General features: G+C 49.4%; 21 protein-coding genes, 1 tRNA gene, 1 pseudogene and 1 other annotated feature. Of the genes and pseudogenes, 5 read left to right on the top strand and 18 right to left on the bottom strand.

The features are described from left to right. Window positions 1–60: 60 nt before the first annotated feature. From gndA to MKZ24_RS23970, 3 genes are all read right to left on the bottom strand, one after another. Window positions 61–1473, bottom strand: coding sequence for an NADP-dependent phosphogluconate dehydrogenase (gene gndA / locus MKZ24_RS23960; protein ID WP_340787474.1), 1413 nt, complete (start codon window positions 1471–1473; stop codon window positions 61–63). A 266-nt stretch (window positions 1474–1739) separates the two neighbouring features. Then, window positions 1740–2336 (bottom strand): hypothetical protein, encoded by a 597-nt coding sequence (locus MKZ24_RS23965; RefSeq protein WP_039297913.1) that lies wholly within the window; start codon window positions 2334–2336, stop codon window positions 1740–1742. A 322-nt stretch (window positions 2337–2658) separates the two neighbouring features. After that, complete coding sequence (locus MKZ24_RS23970; RefSeq protein ID WP_042235665.1) at window positions 2659–3948, bottom strand: MFS transporter; 1290 nt, start codon at window positions 3946–3948, stop codon at window positions 2659–2661. A gap of 189 nt (window positions 3949–4137) precedes the next feature. Between MKZ24_RS23970 and MKZ24_RS23975 the strand changes: the two genes are divergently transcribed. Continuing rightward, complete coding sequence (locus MKZ24_RS23975; RefSeq protein WP_039297911.1) at window positions 4138–5613, top strand: aminotransferase class I/II-fold pyridoxal phosphate-dependent enzyme; 1476 nt, start codon at window positions 4138–4140, stop codon at window positions 5611–5613. Window positions 5614–5729: 116 nt separating this feature from the next. Here the strand turns inward: MKZ24_RS23975 and MKZ24_RS23980 are convergent, their stop codons facing one another. The 6 genes from MKZ24_RS23980 to MKZ24_RS24005 form a co-directional block, all read right to left on the bottom strand. Further along, window positions 5730–6053: a DUF1292 domain-containing protein gene (locus tag MKZ24_RS23980; protein ID WP_019911532.1), complete on the bottom strand. Its 324-nt coding sequence runs from the start codon at window positions 6051–6053 to the stop codon at window positions 5730–5732. Window positions 6054–6137: 84 nt separating this feature from the next. After that, window positions 6138–6692, bottom strand: a complete 555-nt coding sequence (locus MKZ24_RS23985) for a hypothetical protein (RefSeq protein ID WP_039297906.1) — start codon at window positions 6690–6692, stop codon at window positions 6138–6140. Window positions 6693–6936: 244 nt separating this feature from the next. After that, the gene (locus tag MKZ24_RS23990) at window positions 6937–7173 is read right to left on the bottom strand and encodes a DUF3892 domain-containing protein (protein ID WP_039297904.1); all 237 of its coding nucleotides are present in this window, start codon (window positions 7171–7173) and stop codon (window positions 6937–6939) included. Window positions 7174–7265: 92 nt separating this feature from the next. Further along, window positions 7266–7709, bottom strand: coding sequence for a GNAT family N-acetyltransferase (locus tag MKZ24_RS23995; RefSeq protein WP_042235661.1), 444 nt, complete (start codon window positions 7707–7709; stop codon window positions 7266–7268). 122 nt (window positions 7710–7831) lie between these two features. Further along, the gene (locus MKZ24_RS24000; RefSeq protein WP_042235658.1) at window positions 7832–8047 is read right to left on the bottom strand and encodes a hypothetical protein; all 216 of its coding nucleotides are present in this window, start codon (window positions 8045–8047) and stop codon (window positions 7832–7834) included. Between the two features lie 68 nt (window positions 8048–8115). Next, window positions 8116–9201: a site-2 protease family protein gene (locus MKZ24_RS24005; protein ID WP_042235655.1), complete on the bottom strand. Its 1086-nt coding sequence runs from the start codon at window positions 9199–9201 to the stop codon at window positions 8116–8118. Window positions 9202–9275: 74 nt separating this feature from the next. After that, window positions 9276–9545 (top strand) — a binding site (T-box leader). A 115-nt stretch (window positions 9546–9660) separates the two neighbouring features. Here MKZ24_RS24005 and metG point away from each other — a divergent pair. Then, window positions 9661–11337, top strand: coding sequence for a methionine--tRNA ligase (gene metG, locus MKZ24_RS24010; RefSeq protein ID WP_042235652.1), 1677 nt, complete (start codon window positions 9661–9663; stop codon window positions 11335–11337). A 995-nt stretch (window positions 11338–12332) separates the two neighbouring features. Here the strand turns inward: metG and MKZ24_RS24015 are convergent. The 6 genes and pseudogenes from MKZ24_RS24015 to MKZ24_RS24035 form a co-directional block, all read right to left on the bottom strand. Beyond that, window positions 12333–13283, bottom strand: coding sequence for an aldo/keto reductase (locus tag MKZ24_RS24015; protein ID WP_340787487.1), 951 nt, complete (start codon window positions 13281–13283; stop codon window positions 12333–12335). A gap of 152 nt (window positions 13284–13435) precedes the next feature. After that, on the bottom strand, window positions 13436–14260 hold the full coding sequence (locus tag MKZ24_RS24020; protein WP_340787491.1) for a helix-turn-helix transcriptional regulator: 825 nt from the start codon (window positions 14258–14260) through the stop codon (window positions 13436–13438). Between the two features lie 249 nt (window positions 14261–14509). Further along, window positions 14510–14884 carry a creatininase family protein gene (locus MKZ24_RS33150; protein ID WP_445324196.1) on the bottom strand — a complete coding sequence of 125 codons (375 nt, stop codon included), beginning with the start codon at window positions 14882–14884 and terminating at the stop codon, window positions 14510–14512. Further along, a pseudogene (locus MKZ24_RS24025) lies at window positions 14829–15167 on the bottom strand (creatininase family protein); the annotation flags it as partial. The gene MKZ24_RS33150 and the pseudogene MKZ24_RS24025, both read right to left, overlap by 56 nt. 137 nt (window positions 15168–15304) lie before the next feature. Beyond that, window positions 15305–15787 carry an NUDIX hydrolase gene (locus MKZ24_RS24030; RefSeq protein WP_042235645.1) on the bottom strand — a complete coding sequence of 161 codons (483 nt, stop codon included), beginning with the start codon at window positions 15785–15787 and terminating at the stop codon, window positions 15305–15307. 77 nt (window positions 15788–15864) lie between these two features. Next, the gene (locus MKZ24_RS24035) at window positions 15865–16296 is read right to left on the bottom strand and encodes an NUDIX hydrolase (RefSeq protein ID WP_340787496.1); all 432 of its coding nucleotides are present in this window, start codon (window positions 16294–16296) and stop codon (window positions 15865–15867) included. Between the two features lie 281 nt (window positions 16297–16577). On the opposite strand from MKZ24_RS24035, the gene MKZ24_RS24040 reads away from it, so the two are divergent. Beyond that, a tRNA-Val gene (locus MKZ24_RS24040) sits at window positions 16578–16649 on the top strand. Window positions 16650–17497: 848 nt separating this feature from the next. Here MKZ24_RS24040 and MKZ24_RS24045 read toward each other — a convergent pair. Beyond that, window positions 17498–18328, bottom strand: coding sequence for an SDR family oxidoreductase (locus MKZ24_RS24045; protein WP_042235600.1), 831 nt, complete (start codon window positions 18326–18328; stop codon window positions 17498–17500). Window positions 18329–18374: 46 nt separating this feature from the next. Then, window positions 18375–19124 carry an SDR family oxidoreductase gene (locus tag MKZ24_RS24050; protein ID WP_340787499.1) on the bottom strand — a complete coding sequence of 250 codons (750 nt, stop codon included), beginning with the start codon at window positions 19122–19124 and terminating at the stop codon, window positions 18375–18377. A gap of 144 nt (window positions 19125–19268) precedes the next feature. Between MKZ24_RS24050 and MKZ24_RS24055 the strand changes: the two genes are divergently transcribed. Both MKZ24_RS24055 and MKZ24_RS24060 read left to right on the top strand, forming a co-directional pair. Beyond that, a complete protein-coding gene (locus tag MKZ24_RS24055; RefSeq protein ID WP_042235596.1) occupies window positions 19269–19943 on the top strand; it encodes a TetR/AcrR family transcriptional regulator in 675 nt (224 codons plus the stop codon). Between the two features lie 518 nt (window positions 19944–20461). Beyond that, window positions 20462–20692, top strand: a complete 231-nt coding sequence (locus tag MKZ24_RS24060; RefSeq protein ID WP_063840107.1) for a YuzF family protein — start codon at window positions 20462–20464, stop codon at window positions 20690–20692. A gap of 512 nt (window positions 20693–21204) precedes the next feature. Here MKZ24_RS24060 and MKZ24_RS24065 read toward each other — a convergent pair. Next, window positions 21205–22170, bottom strand: a complete 966-nt coding sequence (locus MKZ24_RS24065) for a helix-turn-helix transcriptional regulator (protein ID WP_042235589.1) — start codon at window positions 22168–22170, stop codon at window positions 21205–21207. Window positions 22171–22586: the final 416 nt, after the last annotated feature.

The raw sequence follows: 22586 nt of genomic DNA on the forward strand, positions 1-22586 counted from the left end.
CTCTCCGCAGGAAGCGAAAAGCATTTCGGGCTCTCTATAGCCTAAGCTGGGCGGTTGCTGTTACTCAGCCAGCCAGTTGTGGTGGAATACGCCTTCTTTGTCCACGCGTTTGAAGGTGTGGGCGCCGAAATAATCGCGTTGTGCCTGCAGCAGGTTCGCGGGAAGGCGTTCTGTACGGTAGCTGTCATAGTAAGCAAGCGCACTAGAGAAGCCTGGAACCGGAATACCCAGGGTTACGGCCGAAGCAATAACTTTGCGCCATGCGGATTGGTAGTTATCCATAACATCCTTGAAGAACGGATCAAGCAGCAGGTTCTTCAGGTCTGCATTATTGGCATAGGCATCCGTGATGTTCTGCAGGAACCGGGAGCGGATAATACAGCCTCCGCGCCAGATCTTGGCCAGTTCACCATATTTCAGATCCCAGCCATATTCATCAGAAGCTACACGCAGCTGCGCGAAGCCTTGTGCATACGATACGATTTTGCTGGCGAACAATGCTTTACGCACGTTCTCGATGAATTCAGCCTTGTCACCATCGAAGGCTACAGCAGCGGGACCGCTCAGCACTTTGCTGGCTTCAACACGTTCTTCCTTCATCGCAGACAGGAAGCGGGAGAATACGGATTCGGTGATCATGGATAGAGGCACGCCGAGATCCAGCGAGCTTTGGCTTGTCCATTTGCCGGTACCCTTTTGTCCGGCAGCGTCAAGAATGACATCAACCATTGGTTTGCCGGTTTCTTCGTCATACTGCGCGAAGATATCCTTAGTAATCTCGATCAGGTAGCTGTCCAACTCGCCGCTGTTCCACTCTGCGAAGGTGTTATGCAGTTCCTTGGCATCCAGGCCCAGCACATCTTTCAGCAAATGATACGCTTCGCCGATCAGCTGCATGTCGCCGTACTCAATGCCGTTATGCACCATTTTTACATAGTGTCCGGCACCGTCCGGTCCGATATATGTACAGCAAGGCTCTCCGTCCACTTTGGCAGAAATAGCCGTAAGAATAGGTTCAACCAGCTTATACGCGCTTTCCTGACCGCCAGGCATAATGGAAGGGCCCTTGAGTGCGCCTTCTTCTCCGCCGGATACGCCAGTACCTACGAAACGGAAGCCTTTGTCCTCAAGATATTTGCTGCGGCGAACGGTGTCAGGGAAATAAGCGTTACCGCCATCGATAATGATATCGCCCTGATCCAAGAATGGCAGCAGCTGTTCAATGGTAGCATCGGTTGCTTTACCCGCCTGAACCATGATCAGAATTTTGCGCGGCACTTCCAAAGATTGTACAAACTCTTCTACTGAGAAAGTACCTACCAGGTTCTTGCCTGATGCTTCTGCGACCAGATCATGTGTCTTCTCCGGGGAACGGTTAAACACGGATACGCTAAAGCCTTTGCTCTCGATGTTAAGAGCCAAATTTTTGCCCATTACCGCCAAGCCAATGACGCCGATTTGTTGTTTTGACATCTGGTTCTCCACCCTTTGCACCCTGTATTTTTGTGAAATCCATTTCTCGCAGTATAAGAATACCACCCTTTGTCAGAGACAGCAAAGTTCTGCCTGCGAAAGAGAGATCAATTTCATTGACAAAGTCCTAAGAATCAGGGAAATTGCTCACAATGACTATTTTAACGGTTTTGGGCGCAGAAGTGAACCCCTGCACGCAACTTGCATTACAAAGTTCAAGGCACCCCATAGCGGGATGCCTTGAACTGAAGATAATTCATTCAATTTCACCATTCAAGCGCGGCAAGCTCCCTCGTTAGAATGTTCAGCCTGGCCGTGCAAGCCTCCACCTCTGCAGAATCCTTATTGCGCATGGCTTCACTCAGCCGGTCCAGCTGCTCATCAACCTCCAGCCGGCGGTCACGGATCCGCTCCTCGCCTTCAATAGAGTAGAACAGCTTCGTCAGCTCCTGATCGGATAGCAGCGGACCTTTCTGGTACAGGACACGCTGCTGATATCCGGAAATCTCCACCAGGCGGATCACTTCGCCGAATAGAATATTCTCAATAATAATCTGGCGGTCGCGGAAACGTTTGACTACAGCATGACCGCGCATATCACCAATCAGCTTCTCCATCCATTCAGCCAGGCGCGCATCACGGATCATATAATCTCCCACCAGCTTGAAGCCATCCTTAATCCGCTGGAAGCGCAGCTTCACCAGCTTGCGTCCGGTGCGCACCGATATAAGAAAAACATTCTCATTCTCACTCCAGTAAAGGGAATAGCCTTCCTTTATCAGATCCTTAATCAAGTCCTGGATATGTTGTCTGTCAAACCGGAGCTCCAGATTGCAGTACTCCACTTCGTCATTTTTGTTCACGGCACTCCCCCCTAACTGCTTGGTTACAGCATAGCCAGTTTCATGGCCTAACTTAAGAAGTAGAACTGACTGCCGGACCTCCACATACGCACCATCATTTTGCATTCGTCTTACACTTATTTTATACTTCATTTTATGTAGCGGTAACTTGGTTTATTGACTATTTTTACCCGCTTTCCGCCTTTTCCAAACGCCAGACCCTACTTTTGACGTCATTCCCCGATCTATTGGCAAAATAAACTATATAAAAGCCGCAGGCAGCCGGATTTACCGGTCTGTCTGCGGCTTTTGCAATTACCGGCTGTTGTAGGAAAAACAGCACTTAATGCGCGCTTCCTTGCTTCAGCTTCGTCCGGTGGACAATCAGCAGATGCAGGCCGAAGAGCAGGACCATTACACCTGCACTGGCCAGAAAAGGCGCACTATGGCTGACGGAATCCCACAGCTTGCCGGACAACACGGGACCTGCGACCATTCCTGAGCCCTGCAGCGTCAGGAACAGGCCCCAGACCGTCCCCCGCTCTCCCTTGGGCACCTGCTTGGCCAGGAAGGCATTCCATGCCGGCAGAATAAGCGCATAGCTTATTCCGACCAGCGCCACGGCAACGAATGCGAGCGGCAGCCAGCGGACCTGCGAGAAGAATGCCAGGGAACAGGCTGCCAGCAGGAAGCCGATGTTGAGGAAGACCGATGTCCCGATCTTATCAACCAGCTTGCCCGCCGGAATCAGCGCCAGCACCGTGATGCCTCCGCCGGCAATCAGCAGCAGGCTGAACTGGTTAGGCGTCACATGCAGCTCGGAGCGGGCGAACAAAGTGACCACCGGGGTCATGAGTCCGATGGCAAAAGCCTGCAGGAACAGCGCCGGGAAGAGTAGCCGGCTTACCTTCAGCGAAGTTCTGACCTGATGCCAGGTCCGCTTCAGGCTCTGCAGCGGCCGCAGCGGCGTGTGCGGCACTGCGGCCCCTTCGGGATTCATCTCACGGACGACATGAGGCGCATGGCCGCCAATTCTAGAAGGCAGCAGCAGCGCTACAGCCACTACAGCAGCGGCGAAGCCCATCAGCACCAGAAAGACCGTACGGTAGCTCTGACCGCCATGGTCCATCATGAAATTGACGATGATCGGACCGATCCCGGTACCGGCCAGCGACGCCATCTCCACAGCGCCCATCGCCGCCCCGCTGCTGCCGCTTTCCGTAGAACCAGCAAGTTCGGTTATACCGGTCATGGTACACGGCCATAGCGGCGAGGTCCCGATGCCCAGGACTAGACAGGCAATGGACAATGTGGTTGCATCTTTAGCATAGATGATCATTCCGACAGCCACCAGAATCAGCAGCAGCGCACCTGTCATCGTCCAGCGGTAGCCTATCCGCTCCATCACCCAGCCGAACGGGCTGCGGAACAGATTATCCCCTAGATACTGCAGGGCAAAGGCGAAGCCGACCACCGTCACCGACAGGCCCAGAATATTCTCCATGTAGACTGGCAGCAAGGCTACCAGCAGCGATCCTTTGACGAATTCGACCAGAAAAATAATAACCCACATCTCCACAATGAACGGTGAGGCCAAATTGATATGCATACGCTGCGCTACTTTGCCAGACATTTCATCACATCCTAGTATTATGGTGATTGATTTGTTATACTGATGCTTGCTCAAGCAGAAATGGCTAGTCAGTCCTCTAAGGGGCGGTATCCGTTTCAACGAGAAATATAAGGATCAAGTATAGCATAAACTAGTACTTCCTTATATTTTGAAAAATCGACTCTTCGCGAAAGGTTGTGACAGCATTAAATGGATCAACATGTAACTCCCCTCTTCACAGCTCTCAAAAAGCATGCCGCCGGAAACCCAGTTCAATTTCATATTCCGGGACATAAGAAGGGGCTAGGGACCGATGCCGAATTCCGTGAGTTTATCGGCGATAACGCTCTATCCATAGATTTGATCAATATTGCACCGCTTGATGATCTTCATCAGCCCACCGGGGTTATTCTTGAAGCTCAGAAGCTGGCTGCAGAGGCCTTCGGCGCCGATTACACGTATTTCAGTGTACAAGGCACGAGCAATGCCATCATGACTATGATCCTCTCTGTCTGCTCAGAAGGAGATAAAATTATTGTGCCGCGCAATATTCACAAATCAGTGATGTCGGCCATTATTTTCTCCGGAGCCAAGCCTATTTTCGTCTCTCCTGTACAGGATGAGAATCTTGGGATAGACCACGGCATAACCACAAGCTCGCTCGAACGGGCTTTGAGGCGCCATCCGGATGCCAAAGGTGTCCTCGTTATCAATCCGACGTATTTTGGCGTGTGCGCCGACCTGCGTTCGATTGTCGACCTGGCCCACAGTTACGGGGTTCCCGTACTTGTGGACGAGGCACATGGAGTATTGATTCATTTTCATGAGGAATTACCGGTATCGGCCATGCAGGCCGGTGCGGATATGGCAGCAACCAGCGTGCATAAACTGGGTGGCTCCATGACGCAGAGCTCGGTACTCAATCTCAATGCCAAGACAGGTCTTGTTAACCCTCAGCGGGTACAAACCATTCTCAGCATGCTGACCACAACTTCAACTTCATATATTCTGCTTGCTTCTCTGGATACCTCCAGACGTAATCTGGCGCTAAACGGCCATGAGATGGCATCCAGAACCATTGCCTTATCCAACTACGCCCGGGATGCCATTAACAGCATTGAAGGCTTGTACAGCTTCGGCAAAGAAATTCTCGGTACAGAGGCTACCTTCAATCTCGATCCGACCAAGCTTAACATTCACGTCCGCCATCTGGGCATTACCGGATACGAAACCGAGAACTGGCTGCGCCAGAAGTATAACATCGAAGTAGAACTCAGCGACATGTATAATATTCTTTGCCTGATTACCCCTGGAGATACCCAGGAATCGGTAGATAAGTTATTAGCCGCGCTGCGCGTGCTCTCAGCGATTCATTACAGCAAAGGTGAGATCTATGAGATGAAGGTACAGGTGCCGAATATCCCTCAGCTGGCCCTGATTCCCCGAGATGCCTTCTACGCCGATACACAGCTGGTTCCCTTCCGGGAGTCTGCAGGCTACATTATTGCAGAATTTATCTATGTTTATCCGCCGGGCATCCCGATTCTTCTCCCTGGTGAAGTTATTACCCAAGATAACATTGACTATATCATCGACCATGTGGAAATCGGCCTGCCGGTCAAAGGCCCTGAGGACCGCAGCATCACCAACATCAAAGTAATTGTTGAGGCTGAGCCTATTTCTTAATCGGCTCAGGCCCTGCAGCAATACAAAACCCCGATACTATTACAGTATCGGGGTTTTGTATTAGGCGGTGCTGTCTTGTCCAAGACAGCAAGCCTAAGTACTTGATTCACTGAAATCTATTCTTGCTGGGCCAGCAGCTCGTTGTAAGCTTCTTCAACAGCTTTCCATTCAGCTTCATCTTCAATGTTGTAGAGTACCATTTCTTCGTCTTCTTCTTCCATACGCAGAATGATGCCGTCTGCTTCAGGGTTTTCGCGCTCGAGCAGCAGTGCGTATAACTTCTCGCCTACGTCAAACGTTTCTACCAGCACCATCTCTACATCTTCGCCCTGCTCGTTCGTCAAGGTCAGCACAAACTCCTCGTGCTCATGGTCGTGATCATGTCCGCAACCGCATGCTTCACCATGTTCATGGCCATGCTCATGTTTGTGATCGCTCATTGAAATACCTCACTTTAAATTGAATTATCCTACATTTGGTATCGTAACACGTAAGATAAGTTCAGGTCAATTTGCAGACCGCGGTTAATTCTTGGCCGAAGCCGTAACCACCTTTTCTGACACAAGAACGTAATCTCCGCTCTTGGATGACTTGATGAAGAACCCTACACTGTATTTACCGGATTCTTTGAAATCATAGGTGAATTCCGGGGTGGAGAACCAGAAGTCCTCATTCTTCGAGCCGCCGGCATCCTCCAGAATATCCTTCACATTCCCTGACGGATCGGTGATTGCCACCTTCACAGCTGAGACGCTGTCCTTCAGGCTGTCAACCTGGGTAAGGATCTTCATCTTCAGTTTGCCTGTGTTTACATTGCCGAATACCGTATCGCCCTTGAACAGCACAATATGCACATTAGGCTTGAGAATCGTCACTTTACCTGAACCGTCCCAGCTGACGACACCTCCCGCTTCTCTCGCAGGGATATAGGCCTTGCCGTCAATCAAATAGCCGCCATCGGCTATTTCCTTTCCATTGCTCCACACTTTGATTTTCTGGTTTACAGCGTCAGCGAACAAATATGAGCTTCCCATCATGGAAAACACAACCACGCATAGAGCAATTTTTCTCCATCTCATTGTAAAGCCCCTCCAAATAATTCATGCTGTTAATGTATACTACCAACCATTCGACAAGTTGCGCAGAATTCAGGGAATTATTTCTTTTTGCAGTAGAAAAGAAAAACGCACGATTATAAAACCGGTTTCGGCGTGCAATATAAGAAATATCTGGGAGACATCCCCTCCCCGCAACACAAAAAAGCCGGACATTAGCATCGAATAGACGCTTGTCCGGCCGTTTCATCCTAATATCTATACCTAGTTAAAATTGCGGAAGCTGATCCAGATTGTTGGTAGGATCTCCATCTGCATCGCCGCGAATATACATTTCTCCATCTTTTCCTTTGAATGCGTTGACTCCGGCAATACTCCCGGACTGAACCTCCTGAAGTGCCTGCTGGTAATCCAGCACACGGCCGGAAGAGGTCTGGAACTTGGTCAGATCACCATCACCGTTTCTTTGGGCTGCAATAAAGCGTTCACGTTCGTTGTTCATCACTTAGGATCTTCTCCTTCGCGCCTAGGATTAGCCAACAATCTGGCTCCCAGATAGCTTGTCCATAGAATCGAAAGAGTATGTACCCGGCCTGATTACAGCGTTTTCTGCATTCTCACGTGAAGAATACCGGCATCATAGAAGGGCTCCGGGGAAATCACTTCATAGCCCAGTTTGCTGTAAAAGGCTTCTGCATGACACTGTGCATCGAGAATTGAGGCTACCAGGCCGAGTTCACGGGCGTGCCCCTCCATAGCGAGCAGCAGGATCCGTCCGAAACCCTTGGAACGGTATTGCTCGTGAACAGCAATCCGCTGCATTTTAGCAATCTCTGCCTTGTAATAAATCAGTCTTCCTGTAGCTGCCGGCTCACCGTTGTCCTTAAGCAGGAAATGATGCGCATTGTCTCCGATCACATCGTATTCATCAATTTCCTCTTCGGCCGGCACCTTCTGTTCCTCCACAAATACCTTATGGCGGATCGCAAGCGCCATCTGGAGCTGCTCCTCTGTAGTGACATGTACGATTTCCACTGCCATTCTCCTCTAACCCCTCTCTGTAGGTCCTATCAACATTGAGCCATTATACAGAATTATTAATATCCTGTATAGAGCCTGAGGGCTCCAGGGATAGGGAGGACGGATAAGCCGCGTCCGGCAGACTATTGAATGGAATACACCTCTTCCGGAATCGAACGGTCGTACACATCCTGCATAACCGGTGATATAAGACCATCCGGTGTATCAAGTCTCCCGTCCAGTCCAGTCATCTTATGAACCCCCGTATATCCGGGAGCCTCACTGCCAGCCGCACATCCGGCCGTCCCCAGCATCACACACACTCCAATGACCCCGCTCCACACCAATGACTTGCGCATAGTTGTACCCCCCTGTTCTTCTTGGCTCTATACAGCTTTGACGAATCAGGGGCTTCATAAACGAATCCTTACAGATTTACATTGCCAACGATATGCACAAGGTACATCATGCCGCCGAGAAAGCCAGCGAGTACAAAATAAGCAATACCATATCTCCAGCGTGACGCGGCCGGCACATCATAATATTTATCATTATCAAACACCGTAAAGCTGATCTCACACTGCATCTTCAGCTGCAGCTTAGCATCCACATACAGCTGGTCCAGCTGCACGATCCGGACTTTACTGATAATAGACTGTACAGGCATAGTCGTTGTACCGTAATAGTCCAGATTATCCCAGCGGACACCAAGATATTGCTGGCGGTTCAAATCACTGTAGGTGGTAAAAGGTAGTTCTCTTTTGTGCTCAGGTCCGGGAATCAGATACCCTTGATCCTGCAAATCCTCAATCGGTATCAGGAAGCTTTTCATAACCGCATGCATCTGCTTCTTCGTGCGCCGGCTGATATATTTCTTGTACATGTCATAAGCAAATAACAGCCAGATAATACTGAACAGAATAGATTTCAGATAGATGATCACTGCCAGACCTCCAACCAGACCTACCAGCCATAACCAGCGGGTAACCGCAGTTGCAATTCTTCCCCCATCCAGCGGATGAATCGGCAGCAGGTTGATCAGGTTAAGAAAGAATCCGACATAAGCCAGTGAAAAGAGTAGCGGGCTCTGATAATAATAAGCTGCTCCGAAGACGGCGGCCGCGCCAATGCCCCCCAGAATAGGGCCTCCAAAAGCAACGTAGGCTTCCTCTCTGGCATCCAGCGGTTGTTTCTTCATCGTAATTAATGCACCCATAAAAGGAACAAACAGCGGTGCGCTCACCGGCAGCCCGATCCGCTTAGCGGCGATAACATGGCCGATCTCATGAACGAATAATAAGGCAACGAAGCCCACTGCAAATTGCCATGGTGAGATCAGAGCATAGGCCCAGATAGACACCATCATCGAAATCAGCGGTCCCGCAATCTTCCCCAGCTTGAGCAGAGACAGAATAGTTTTGCCCTTCAGCAGCAGCAGTACTCCCGCGCTACCAAGCCATCCCATTATGCCTGAGCTTTTCTTTACCTGCTTGTTTTCCGGCAAAAGTCTCATTCTCCTTTATTTCTGTATCTGGTGTTGACATAAGCCATCACCTGCATATATGATATCCAGTAATTAGGATAACCACAATAGCTATGAAGAGAAAGAGTACCTTGGCCATTCTTTCACAGAGAGCTCCAGCCGCTGAAAAGGAGCAAAGAAAACCCACGGGAATATGGTCTCAGAGCTGCGCATCGAAGCCCGCATAAACGGGACGTAGGCTGCGCCGGAACCCGCATCCGTTACCATGCTAGGGTATACCCGCAGGCTTATGCGGACGTACCTGAAGAGGTGGATGCCGCAAGGCATTGATGAATTTGGGTGGTAACACGTGAGCGCAGGCTCTCGTCCCTTTTGGGGATGAGAGTCTTTTTTGTGCGCTTAGAAACCTAAACATGTTTTCCGAAACGGGTTTTGTCCGAAGCCGTTTCAAGGAAAATCTGTCAACAAAACTTATAGGAGGACAATGACATGACAAACATTTTTATCGGAGGGGCTTGGCCGTATGCCAATGGCTCCCTGCACCTGGGCAGGCTTGCGAGTATTCTGCCGGGAGATATCCTGGCCCGCTATCACCGTGCCAAAGGCGACGCTGTGCTGTATGTCTCCGGCAGTGACTGCCACGGCACTCCAGTTGCTGTACAGGCAGCGCAGGAAGGTGTATCCCCTGGTGAATTCGCCAGCAGATATCATCAGGAGTTCGCCGATTGCTTCCGTTCGCTTGGATTCACCTATGACTTATACACCCGGACCGATCAGGAGCATCACCACAGTGTGGTGCAGGAGCTGTTCCTTAAGCTGCTGGATAACGGCCATCTGTACCAGAAGTCTACGCTCCAATGCTACTGTGAGCAGGATCAGCGCTACTTGCCGGACCGCTATGTAGAGGGAATCTGCCCGGTCTGCGGACAGCAGGCCAGGGGTGACCAATGTGATTACTGTTCTACGATACTCGACCCGGTTGACCTGCTGGAGCGTACCTGCAAAATCTGCGGAACCCCTCCGGTGCTGCGTTCCACCCTGCATTATTATTTGTCACTGTCCAGCTTCCAGGGCGCACTTTCAGAATACGTAGATTCTGCGCAAGGCTGGAGAGACAATGCTGTGCGTTTAACCCGCAGATATCTGCAGGAAGGACTGCAGGACCGCGCTGCAACGCGGGATCTGGACTGGGGGGTGGATGTTCCGGTGGACGGCTTCACGGACAAGAAAATCTATGTGTGGATCGAAGCGGTCAGCGGCTATCTGTCCGCCAGCAAGCAGTGGGCTGCCGGGACCGGCAACCGCTGGGAGGATTTCTGGCTGGAATCCACTGAGAGCAAAGACGCCGCGTACCCTCCCATTACGGCCTATTATGTGCATGGCAAGGATAATGTGCCTTTTCACAGCCTGATCTGGCCGGCTCTGCTGCTGGGTGCTGGAGACCTGCATCTGCCGGACCGCATCTTCTCCTGTGAATACATGACGCTGGAAGGGGAGAAATTCTCCACAAGCCGTAACTGGGCCGTCTGGGTGCCGGATATTCTCAGCCGCTACGACCCGGATTCCATCCGGTATTTCCTGACGGCGAACGGTCCTGAGAAACGGGATGCCGACTTCTCGTGGAGAGAATTCATCTACAGCCATAACAGCGAGCTGCTGGGCGCCTTCGGTAATTTCGTTAACCGCAGTCTGGTATTCGTGAATAAGTTCTGGAATGGCGAGGTTCCTGAGGGTACAATGGATGCCGTTTGGGCCAGCAGCATTAATACTCTGTACAGCGAGACCGGGAGACTTATTGAGGGGGGCAGCTTCAAAGAAGCGCTGGAGCATGTCTTCACCCATATCCGCCAGGCCAACAAATATTTCGATCAGCAGCAGCCGTGGCTGCAGATTAGGAATGACCCCGCCGCCTGCGGCAACACGCTGTATACCTGTGTGCAGATCACCGCTAATCTGTCTAATCTGTTGAACCCGTTCATTCCATTCTCCTGCGGCAAGATCAGGCATTTCTTTGCCTTAGAACAGCCTTTATGGCAGCCAGTGTCCGTTCCGGCACATCAGCCGGTGCTGGAGCTGGAATTATTGTTCGAACGGATTGATATCGCGCGGATTGGGGAGGAGACCGAGCGCCTCAAGAGCTTGCAACGCCGTGGCGGCGAGGGCTAGCAGCTCCGTGGCAGCTAGAGTTAGTAGCTCCGTGGCAGCTAGAGTTAGTAGCTCCGTGGCAGCTAGAGTTAGTAGCTCCGTGGCAGCTAGAGTTAGTAGCTCCGTGGCGGCGAGAGTTAGCAGTGCCGTGGCAGCTAGAGTTAGCAGTGCCGTGGCGGCGAGAGTTAGCAGTGCCGAGCTCTAAGCACTGCTCCGCCGTGCATGCACTAATTAGTCTCTAATAGGAGAATGGCTACTGTATAGCAGCGAAAACATCCTTTGTGGTTGGCGGAAACTGGCAGAGTTTCCCCAGTTTGACGAGGTATGAGCGGGAACTTGGCGGGAACTCGCGGGATCTTGCATGATCATGCGGAGTTCCCCCATTTTGACGAGGTATGAACGGGAACTTCATCTGCCCTCGTCAACTGGCTGAAGAGGCGGACTGAGATTCCGTTATTCCTGCAAATCAGGCAGATACGCCGGTCAATCGGACTCAGAATCTCTTATATGCCCGGCGGCCCCTCAGTTTGGGGCCGGATGAACAAAATAACGGAATCTCAGTCCGATTGAGCCCCAAAAAGCGCCTTTTCCGGGAAATAGGGTCCTCTCAGTCCGCTTAACATTGCGATGAACACTTGCTCCAGTACACCTGTCATCTGTTACTTGTTACCTGTCACCTGTCATCTGTCGCCTGTCACTCGTCACCTGCTACCTACTACTCGTCACCTGCTACCTACTACTCGTCACCTGCTACCTACTACTCGTCACCTGCTACCTACTACTTATTACCTGCTACCTCCTACCTTTAACCTGCTACCTGTTACTTGTTACTTGTTTCCGTTTTCGTTTTCGTTTTCGTTTTCGTTTTCGCAAGAATCCGAACATTGGCGGTATGCCGGCGCAACTTAAAAAAAGCGGCCTTATCTTACCGCTCACAAAAACAAGCGGTGCAGATAAGAACGCTTTTGGATTTCGATGCATAACCGATGCTGCTGCAGTTCTCAAACCTTCTGCCTTTAATGGCCGGGAAAGCGCCCTCCGGCTGCAACACCCTGCGGGGAGATCCGCTCGATCCGGGCCAGATCATCCGCTGACAACACCACCTGCAACGCGCCGAGATTCTCTTGGAGCCGCTCCAGCCGCTTGGTTCCCGGGATTGGCACAAGTTGATCCCCCTGCGCAAGCAGCCAGGCCAACGCAAGCTGCGAAGGAGCGCAGTCCTTCTCGGCTGCCATCTGCACGATCAGAGAGACCACTTCGAGATTTCTTGCGAAATTCTCTCCCTGGAACCGCGGGTAGTGACGGCGGTAATCGTCCAGCGGCAGGTCGTCAAAGCTTTTAATCTGACCGGTCAAAAATCCGCGGCCCAGCGGACTGTAAGGCACGAATCCAATGCCCAGCTCTTTGACCAGCGGCAGTATTTCATCCTCTACCTCCCGGCTCCAGAGCGAATATTCTGTCTGCAGTGCCGTGATGGGATGTACCGCATGTGCCCGGCGTATCAGCTCAGGTGAAGCTTCCGATAAGCCAATGTAGCGGATCTTTCCTTCCTTGACCAGTTCAGCCAGCGTGCCTATAGTCTCCTCGATAGGTGTGTTCGGATCAGGACGATGCTGATAATACAGATCAATATAATCCATACCCAGATGATATAAGCTGGCATCTATGGATTTTTTGATATAAGCCGGATCACCCTTGGGGCCCTGAGTATGCGTAATGCCAAATTTGGTCGCAACGACCGCTTTATCCCGTCTGCCTTTAAGCGCGCGACCCACGAGCCTCTCATTGCTGCCAAAACGCTGAAGCGCGAAATCTCCATAGATATCCGCTGTGTCCATCAGGGTTACTCCTAGGTCGAGTGCCCCATGGATCACTTTTACCGACTCTTCATTGTCCGGCATCATCATCGTTCCTAGTCCCAGAGCCGATACTGTCAGTACTTCGTTTCCCAGTGTTCTTGTCTGCATTCGGTTGTCTCCCTCTTTTCCCGGTGAAAGATTCTTCGGATATGTCCCTATTGTAGCCTTCCTGCCATGGAGCAGCCACAGTACGTTTATGCTAGTAAGATCATTACCAGGGAACAGCACAGAAATAGCAGCAGACCGGCCGTTCAAATGACTTAATTCGATTCTAGGCTCTCTGCCACAGGTGTATAAATACAGATATGCAGACACGGGTGGTCGGCCAGACTTGCCACAGAGTTGATGTCATAAGTCACAGACTGATTCGTGCCGAGACTTTGTATGACTACACGATTTACTTTTTTGCCTTGAATGTTGTGCAGTTTCCACATGTCAGCGAAATCCATACTGTCCTCACAAAGCTTCACTACCATGTCTTTGTACCAGGGGTCGTGCAGATGCATGTCATAATAGGTTCTGAACACAGCTACTGAGTAGAGCGCGAACTCCTCCCAATTCAGCATCCGGCGGCGCAGCCCCTGATCGAGAAACAATAGACGGAGCATAATACGCTCGGAAGCGGGCTGCTTCCCGAAATCACTAAGGACTTCACCCGCCTTATCATTCCAGGCCAGAACCTCGGACCGCTCATTCGTAATAAAAGACGGATAAGACAGCTGGCTGATAATATCCCGCCACTGCGGATTCAGATCGGGACTCACCGTATTAATAGAAGGAACTGTATCCGGCATACCTGGTTTCCACAGCTCGAACAGATGCATCCGCTCATCAGGGGTCAAGCGCAGGGCCTGGCTGAGACTCTCCATAATCTCTCTGGAAGCGGTAACTTCTCTGCCTTGCTCCAGCCACGTGTAATAGGTGCTGCTGACACCAGCCAGAATCGCCACTTCCTCCCGCCGTAGTCCGGGTGTTCTGCGCTGGCTGTTAGTTTCCTTAAGCCCAGCAGCTTCAGGCTGCAGCCGGTTCCGGCGAGATTTCAGATACTCTCCAAGCCGCTTGAACTTCGAATTCTCATCGCTCATAAACTAACCTCTTCTCACAGCAATTGGTGTCCCTATTCTACCTTATTCTCTGCCGTTCACAAACTTACACGGAACTCGGACTTGAGAAGCAATAACATGATCTCTCGCATAAAAAAGCTGCAAACCACCTTCGCATTCGCAACGCCAGCTATAGTAATAGCCCCACTGGCTTCTCCAAGCCGCCGTCGCGGTTAACATGGACGAAGCTATGGGGCTTAACTATCTCGCTTTTATCTTTCTGCTGCTTGCCTACGTTTCCATTACAGCCTCACGAATCTCAGCAGCCTGTCCAGCAATTTTCTGCAGTTCGGCTGCTATAGCTTCTACAGAGCCCTTCCACAGCTTGCGTCCTAATTCTTCGCTGGCATGAGTTGGATCACCAATGACACCCGTTGCCGAGTAGTTGGTGAAGTCGAGTCCGGGATCATCCCAATCCGGTTCACTGCTGTCGGGATTCTCAATCAGCTCCTCACGGATGCACTCGGGATGTTTGTAGAGCCCCAGTGATGTGGTGAAGCTGTCGGCATGACCACCCGGAATATTTGGATCGGCATGTGTGCACCAGACCTCATGGAACGGATGATGCGGAATATGAACTATGGCTTTTCCTGCATACTCCTGGATTGAATTTCACAGCGACCTGGTTCAGCATATGTCCGCCGCAGCCGCGCATAATCACGAGCTGCCTGAACCCCTGGCCGGCCAGTGAAACCAGAACCGCATAAATCACATCCTCATATACCTTCTGCGGGATGTCGATGTAGCCATATCCGTAATTACGGTGCTCGGGAGTAGGACCAAACGGAATCGTCGGAATTACCAGCGACTTCACACCGTAGCTCAGATTTGCCATAGTTGCTGCCTCAATAGACAGCTCGGTGGCCAACCAGATATCAAAATCCACGGTCGAATGCGGCCCCTACTGCTCCGTGCAGCCGGTTGGAATAATAGCCATATAGCCTTCGGCTGCTTTTTGCTTAATCTCCAGAAAAGTTAACTTCCCATATTCTACGTTCATCTAGAATCTCCTTATATGATACTGCATTATATCTTCCTGCTTAGACTAACTATAAATTCAGGCTTGGTCTGATAGGCCATATAAGCAACTGTACCGTCAAACGCCAGATAAGCTTCATAACGGGTGCGGATAGCGGGGCTAGTAATCATCTCAAGCACTTTATCCCGGCTGATCCAGCAGCTCTCCGATGTTTCATCCGATGTTGCTAATGCCCCGCCGATTGGCCGGCACACATAGTCCAACATCACTTTGGTCGGAACATCGGTTACACCGTCATGCCCTTTGTACATCCCCGTATTGGAATACACGCCGATCAGCCGGTCAACAACAGTGAGGATGCCACTTTCCTCCTGTATTTCACGGGTTAGCGCTTCCATAAGATTCTCACCTGCCTCCACCTGCCCGCCGGGGAACACCCAGCCGCCCTTAAACGTTCGGACCAGCAAAATTTCTCCCAGTTCATTCTTTACAATCCCTCCGACCGCGACAATATGAGTAGGCATAGACATGGCAATCGCTCCGTTCAAGGGTATGATTATTGCGCACCAAAGTACAATTGCTCAATATATCTGGTTTCATTGGCATTCTAGCTCAGCTGCTTGGTATATTCAGTTACTCTCGCGATAAGCGTGGGATATATCCCGGGATACGTAACCGCTTCCGGAATTTCTCTGAATCTGCGAATCTCCTCCATTTCATATGGGGGCAGGGGGCCGAACTTATCTACAGCTGCAAAGTACAGCATCCCGTAGCTCGCAGGTACTTCTTCACTTCTGACCGAATATACGCCTAGAGGGTATAACTTGTACGCCTCAACGCCTGTTTCCTCATACAGTTCCCTGGCGGCAGCTTCATCAGGACTCTCTCCTGCTTCAATATGTCCTCCGGCAAATTCCCATGTGGACCGCTCGCGGTGCCGCACCAGAACCCAGTCCTCCCCCTGCTTCATGACAATCACAACATATTTCAGACCCATCCCGGGCTCAGGCCACCCGGATTCATGCAAAGTTACGATCATTAGAAGAACTCCTTCGGCTTCATTATGTATAATGGAATGATTGAGAGATATTCCCAGGCAACGCCATCATTATAATATATAATCTTTTCCGTGTCGCTCAACTTTTTCGCTGCAAAAAAAGCCCCGCTCACATTCAGCGGGACCTGAGCCTTAAGTTATCATCTGCCGCCAGTAAAGGGATTAATCTCACCTGTCAAATCACGGCTGGCCCTAAGCTATTTCAACGTTATAAAAAAATCTTGCCATTCCCTCACATCGTATGGTATTATAAATCTCGTTGCAGGACGGTAGCTCAGCGGGAGAGCACTATCTTGACAGGGTAGGGGTCATGGGTTCGAACCCCATCCGTCCTATACTGCATCACCTGAAAAAACCCTTATTTTATAAGGGTTTTTTCTTTTTGTCAGCCTATTGCCTCAATGACTCAAATTGTGAATTGGTGCCGATTATGGCACCACTTATTTTTTATCTTTCCAACCCTTTGAGAAAGACATCCTTAGACACCTTTTCATTCGGCCTATTCCCCCGTCCTGGTCGTTTTTACCCTTAAGTCCTTCGCGGTATGTCTTCTAGTGTTCCTCAAAATCTTCAATACTTCATCAGTACCATCTTTTTTATTAATTTCAAAGCTGTTGTGTGAGAGATAATAGTGATAATTGCGAATATACACGTTTGTTGTATCCTCCCTTAGCGGGAGAGGAGGGATAGTCCTCTCTGTCCCTTAATGATTTGGTGCGGCTCCAGCCTGACGGCTAAGCGTACGCTGTCGGATGATGGCCTATCAGCCCATTGCATCATCTCTTCGTACTGTGCATCAATCACTATGACTATCGATGAAAAAGCTTCAATAAGCTAACTGGCAGAATAGTTTAAGATTAAACGCGGAGAACCCTATCATAAGTAGGGGCAAGTTTTGTATTATGCCGACTATAGGAGCAGTGTTTGCCATATTCCGGTTAGAAGGATACGATAATGCGCTTCTACGAATTTATTTGTGCTAAAGATTGTAATGTACCTATAAGGGATCTTTTGCCGACTCACAGCAAAAGATCCCTCCGCCGTTTGGGCAAGAGGAGATCGTTAAAAAATGGTGTTGAACTCCAGTTCAATGCTAATCATCCTTCGACGTACCGAATAGGTTCTTGAGGTTTAAGAGAAAAAAAAGCTCCCGTACCTTTGGCTAGAATTGGGAACATTCCAATCAGTTGTTGAAGTAGTGAGACTGTTCGAGGTCGGGAATCAGGGCAGGTTGCATTGGCTGCCATTCCAGAAGCTCCTGAGTTGCAACGCTTGATCTCGGGATATCGAGTGCTGCAAGCGTGCTGAGGAAACCAAAGTGGGCGTCTGCCTCTTCACGTGAAATGCTGACGACAGGCACGTTCAGATGTTTACCGATAACACTTGCGATGTCGCGAAATGGAACTCCTTCATCTGCAGTCCCGTCTAGTCTTGAACCGGCGGGTGCCTTTTCTAACGCAAGGCGGTATAAATGCGCGGCGTCAAGACGGTGGACAGCGGGCCAGCGGTTGGTCCCCTCTTCGACATAGGCTGATATGCCCTTCGTTTTGGCAATGTTTATCAGTCTCGGCACAAATCCTGTGTCACCCTCACCGTGTACCGAAGGACAAAGCTCTACGATCGAAGTCCGCACTCCACGCTCAGCCAGAGATAATACTACGTTTTCCACTGCCGCTCCATTATTGTGCGTGGTGATTACGAACGGCTTACCAGAACCCTCTAGCGCGGCCCCCATCGCTTCGACCGCAAGCAGATCTGCTGTGAGTGCCCCGGCGAAGTTCGAGAAGTCGTGATTGAATGCCAGATGAATGACCCCGTCCGCAGCTGCCGCGCCTCTACGAAGGCTGTCGAGATCGTCGATGTCGCCACGGTGTACTTCGGCCCCGACATCTTTTAGTTTCGCAGCGCTATTGTCTGAACGCACCAGACCAACGACCTGATGACCCACATCAATAAGTTCACGAACGACAGCGGAACCGATGTAACCTGTTGCTCCTGTGACAAAAACACGCATTATGAAATCCCCCTTAAGATGTTAACCACTAATGTATAAACTATAATTACCACGCGACTGGTCCAGCCTCATCTGAAAACGTTCCTGTTGGACCGTCCGCGCCAATCATCGCAAGCCGGACAGCTTCATGCGCCCCTTGTTCCACGCTACGAGTGCCGGCAAAATTATTAAGTGCAGTCGATGTAAAACCTGGACATGCCGCATTGACCTTAATATTTGTCGATTCAAGCGCAAAGGCAAAGGCAAGTGTCACAGCATGAACTGCCGATTTTGACGCCGAATAGGCCCCGAACATTGCACGATGTGAGTTACCCGGAATAGAGTTCCAGCTAAGGGATCCGCCGCTGCTGCCCATGTTGACGATACGAGCTGCGGGGGCCTCACGCAAAAGTGGTAGCATGGCCTGGGTGACAGCAATTACACCAAAAACATTAGTTTCATAAACCGCTCGAATCTCTTCGAGCGAAGCAACAGTCATAAGACCGCTCGCCGCACCGCTGCTTGGAAACTCACCCGGTCTGCCTGCATGTGAGATGCCTGCATTGTTCACGAGTACATCGAGACGACCGAATTCGTTCCGAATTCGCGCTGCTGCTGCAACGATGGAATTTTGATCTGTAACGTCAAGCTGAAGAGCGTGCGCATCTGCTCCGATGCTGTTGGCAGCAGTTTCCCCATTCTCAAAACTGCGTGATCCAACGAGTACGGTGAAGCCATGTCCCGCAAGATCCTTCGCAATTTGTAAACCTATTCCTTTATTTGCCCCGGTGATCAAGGCTACGGGTTTGATCTGCATGGTTATGTTCTCCTTCTTGGTATGGGATACCATCTATATATTTCCCGTTCGATGTGGGATAATGATATTAAATCACATAATTACGAAACTGTAAAGTTCCGGAACTAAAGAGTTTTAAAATATATTTTAAAAGGAGCTAATTCTATGAGTAAAATAAAAAAGGAAATTTCAGAGAGGGGCGAAAGTCCAGAGGCCATGGCAGACAAGCCTGCTCAAACATTGGGCCGCAAGCGAGATCACACGCGGGATGATAAAATCCTCGAGGCGGCAATAGACATCCTCGCTGATACGAGTTTTGAGGGGATGACAATGGACATGGTCGCGGCTCGGGCAAAGGCTGGGAAGGCGACAGTGTATCGCCGCTGGTCTTCCAAGGCAGAATTAGTCAGAGACGCTTTAGCATGGATGAACCGAAGTCAACTTGAGCTCGAAAGCTTACCAGATACAGGAACCTTGCGCGAAGATTTCCTCGTGCTTTTGAAGCCGCAATCGATTGCGGAAGAAGAGCGAAAATTCCGAGTCCTAGCCGGTCTGGGCTCCTTTTTGCAGCAGCCGGAATTTGCCGAAGCAGGAACAGCGGGGATTTTCGAACCATGGGTGGCTATGAACCGCGAGCTTATGAACCGTGCCGTCGTTCGTGGTGAAATTCCCGCTCACGCGGACATTGAGATGGCTTGCCAGGTCATTACTTCAATGGCTTCCTTTCGCGGACTTATCCAGCGAAAACCGTTCGACAAGCTTTTTTTTACAGCGCTAATCGATGGCATTCTGCTGCCTGCACTCAAAAACCCGCAAGCAGCCCCAAATATTATGAATTGATGATGACCAGGTCCACCTCCTCTTCCTACGCTCCGGCCTGTGTAGGTTAGTTGTTGTCGTTCAATACTGCGACTTGTAACATGGAGCCCTTCGCTAGTTTGATTGCGAACACGATCAAACATTTTATCCGACAAGACTTTCCGCATGAATATTACGGGTCGAGCATTACCTGCCACATTCTTGTTTTTGTTTTTTTGATCGGATAGCTTCTAATACCAATGTGCGATACGATCAGGAGGATAAACAGTACTCGATTTTCAAAGGTATTTATAAAAGTGTTAGCTATTATACTGTAAGCAGTATCCCCGGAAGTTTTCTGGACATGTTGGAATACAATCTTGACCATTCACTCTCTGTATCTCCTGGCTCAGTTCCCTACGTTGAATTATTATTTTTACGTATTTATGTCATAACGCTTAGTACCTATCAAAAATGGGCTCTCACCCAGCTCATTAATTAGGCGTTTGCATAGCATGAGGTATAACCATTTGGGAGGTAACAAAGTGCTGAATAATCAAATGTATCCAATGCATCAACAGATGCCACAAGCAATCATGGTCTATCCAATTGATCCCTATGTCGTTGAAACCTTAATGTCTGTAAAAGGTAAGCAGGTGGTACTTGAAACCACTCGCGGCGGGATTAGCGGCTGTGTGATGGATGTAAAGCCAGACCATGTTGTATTGGATATCAGAGGCAGAAAATTCTTTGTACGCATCTGTGAGATCGTTTGGATCATGCCGGAGTAAATTTCTAATCCCAAAATGACTGTTCATGAGAGAGTTGCGAAAGCAGCTCTTTTATTATGCCATTTCTACCTGAGCCCCCGAGTAACTTTCTTGCTGCAGCCCAAAAGCTTACTGCATCTATCCAATCAGCCCGGATACTACTAGGTTGATCCAATACACTTCTGTCCGGCTCTGTCCGGTTTCAATGATCTGCTACCGCTCCTACTGGTGCCATCCAGACAAGTACTCGTTACATATCCTTGCAGGATCAATCGCCCCTGACACCTTTCATTGCGGAAATCCACCTATTCTCGTATTGTATATTTAAAAGGAGTGATAGTTGTGCGTATAGCTTTTTGGATTGTATTTGCCTTTGTTGGTATTTTGATCTTTGGGATAGTAGGCGGCTTAATTGGCCGGAAGAAACGGAAGTAATCTATAGGGGCTATAACAACTTGACAGGGTAGGGGGATGGGGTCCGAACCCCATCATCCTTTACGCAGGAAGCCCAGATATTCAAGGCTTTTTTGCTTCTACTTCCGCACAGGTCTAATGTACTTAAAATGCCGTTCCGGATTAAAATAAAAGTAAATGATTCGACCGGGGGTAGTATCAAAGAAGTAACCCGTGTCTGCAAAATCAAAGGTTGCCATTACCCGTTCAATCTTTTCCTCTACACTACGATTCTCCTGCTCATAATCGAATGGCCCATGTTCAAATACAATATATTCGTCTTCGGGAACATCAATCATAAGCATCTGCGGGGGGACTTGGCCTTCGAATTCCATAGGAAGCCGTACACCATGACACTCTGTACGCGGTATACCCCAATCGCAGAGTCTGCCGTCCGGGTCATTAATGTACGCCATAATCTGACCGCTGCCCCCATTAGTTTCACTCCCGCCATCGTCATCCAATTTGCCTTTGATACTATCCAGTAAGCCGCAGATGGTCTCGTAGTCCTGTCCCTGAATAAGATTTTGCTTTTGCCAAAAATCCCAATACCCGTTACTCTCATAGTTTTTAATGTGTAAAAATTTGTGAGCGGGAATGGTAACAAAATAAATTTTCACATCATCTGTAGATTTAATCATCCCAATCTCTCCCAATCCTAAAAAGTAGCGGTCAAAAGGGTTTAATTTTGTACGAAGAACGACTGGCTTAGGATTTTTCCGGAAATCACTTGGAGTTACAGCATAGGTTCCCTTAAAGGCTCTGGTAAACGCTTCATGTGATGAAAAGCCATAATTAAAGGCAATATCTAAAAGGCTTTTTTCACTATCCCGAACTTCTTTTAGTGCAAAAGCTAATTTTCTATGCCGCAGATAATCCCTAAATTGCAGCCCCGATATTTCCTTGAATTTTCTCGTAGTATAAAATTCGGAATAACCCAGCCTGCAGGAAAGATTGCGTAGTGTCAAAGCTTCATCATTGTAATTTTTAATGCTTATGTCAATTTCATCAATGATGATTTGTATTTGTTTCTGCCACTCGTACATTCGTTAATTCACCCCGTTTCAATCACCCTACATTTATTTTAAAGATAATGGAAGATCCTTGCTTGATTTTACTTGCTGTTATTTCATTTCTCTCTTTTTAAAATGGATATAATCATCAGGAATTAAGTCCAATATATACTTTCGGATTAACAATATATTAACGTATACCTATGAAATGGAGTGATGATTAATGGCGACAATTATTAGTTATGGTTCAGAGGCAAAAATCCCGTTAGACCCGTTCACTACAGCTATAACGGTTGCGGGGATTCCTTGAGCAGGCGCGGCTCTAGCCACAGCGCAAGTAAATATTAGTCCAGCTAATCCTGCCTCTTTCTCCAGTAGAGTCGAGTTAAATGGCAGTTTTAGTCTTACTGCACTTGCTAATAGTCAATTTATTGTTATTATCCGGCGTG

The sequence above is a fragment of the Paenibacillus sp. FSL R7-0297 genome (genome assembly GCF_038009025.1).
Lineage (GTDB): Bacteria > Bacillota > Bacilli > Paenibacillales > Paenibacillaceae > Paenibacillus_AQ.

Bases quoted from the DNA above. Each gene is read 5' to 3' on its own strand.
- gndA (WP_340787474.1), bottom strand. From the start codon at position 1,473: ATGTCAAAACAACAAATCGGCGTCATTGGCTTGGCGGTAATGGGCAAA.
- MKZ24_RS23970 (WP_042235665.1), bottom strand. From the start codon at position 3,948: ATGTCTGGCAAAGTAGCGCAGCGTATGCATATCAATTTGGCCTCACCG.
- MKZ24_RS23975 (WP_039297911.1), top strand. From the start codon at position 4,138: ATGGATCAACATGTAACTCCCCTCTTCACAGCTCTCAAAAAGCATGCC.
- MKZ24_RS23980 (WP_019911532.1), bottom strand. From the start codon at position 6,053: ATGAGCGATCACAAACATGAGCATGGCCATGAACATGGTGAAGCATGC.
- MKZ24_RS23985 (WP_039297906.1), bottom strand. From the start codon at position 6,692: ATGAGATGGAGAAAAATTGCTCTATGCGTGGTTGTGTTTTCCATGATG.
- MKZ24_RS23995 (WP_042235661.1), bottom strand. From the start codon at position 7,709: ATGGCAGTGGAAATCGTACATGTCACTACAGAGGAGCAGCTCCAGATG.
- MKZ24_RS24000 (WP_042235658.1), bottom strand. From the start codon at position 8,047: ATGCGCAAGTCATTGGTGTGGAGCGGGGTCATTGGAGTGTGTGTGATG.
- MKZ24_RS24005 (WP_042235655.1), bottom strand. From the start codon at position 9,201: ATGAGACTTTTGCCGGAAAACAAGCAGGTAAAGAAAAGCTCAGGCATA.
- metG (WP_042235652.1), top strand. From the start codon at position 9,661: ATGACAAACATTTTTATCGGAGGGGCTTGGCCGTATGCCAATGGCTCC.
- MKZ24_RS24015 (WP_340787487.1), bottom strand. From the start codon at position 13,283: ATGCAGACAAGAACACTGGGAAACGAAGTACTGACAGTATCGGCTCTG.
- MKZ24_RS24020 (WP_340787491.1), bottom strand. From the start codon at position 14,260: ATGAGCGATGAGAATTCGAAGTTCAAGCGGCTTGGAGAGTATCTGAAA.
- MKZ24_RS24030 (WP_042235645.1), bottom strand. From the start codon at position 15,787: ATGTCTATGCCTACTCATATTGTCGCGGTCGGAGGGATTGTAAAGAAT.
- MKZ24_RS24035 (WP_340787496.1), bottom strand. From the start codon at position 16,296: ATGATCGTAACTTTGCATGAATCCGGGTGGCCTGAGCCCGGGATGGGT.
- MKZ24_RS24045 (WP_042235600.1), bottom strand. From the start codon at position 18,328: ATGCGTGTTTTTGTCACAGGAGCAACAGGTTACATCGGTTCCGCTGTC.
- MKZ24_RS24050 (WP_340787499.1), bottom strand. From the start codon at position 19,124: ATGCAGATCAAACCCGTAGCCTTGATCACCGGGGCAAATAAAGGAATA.
- MKZ24_RS24055 (WP_042235596.1), top strand. From the start codon at position 19,269: ATGAGTAAAATAAAAAAGGAAATTTCAGAGAGGGGCGAAAGTCCAGAG.
- MKZ24_RS24060 (WP_063840107.1), top strand. From the start codon at position 20,462: ATGTATCCAATGCATCAACAGATGCCACAAGCAATCATGGTCTATCCA.
- MKZ24_RS24065 (WP_042235589.1), bottom strand. From the start codon at position 22,170: ATGTACGAGTGGCAGAAACAAATACAAATCATCATTGATGAAATTGAC.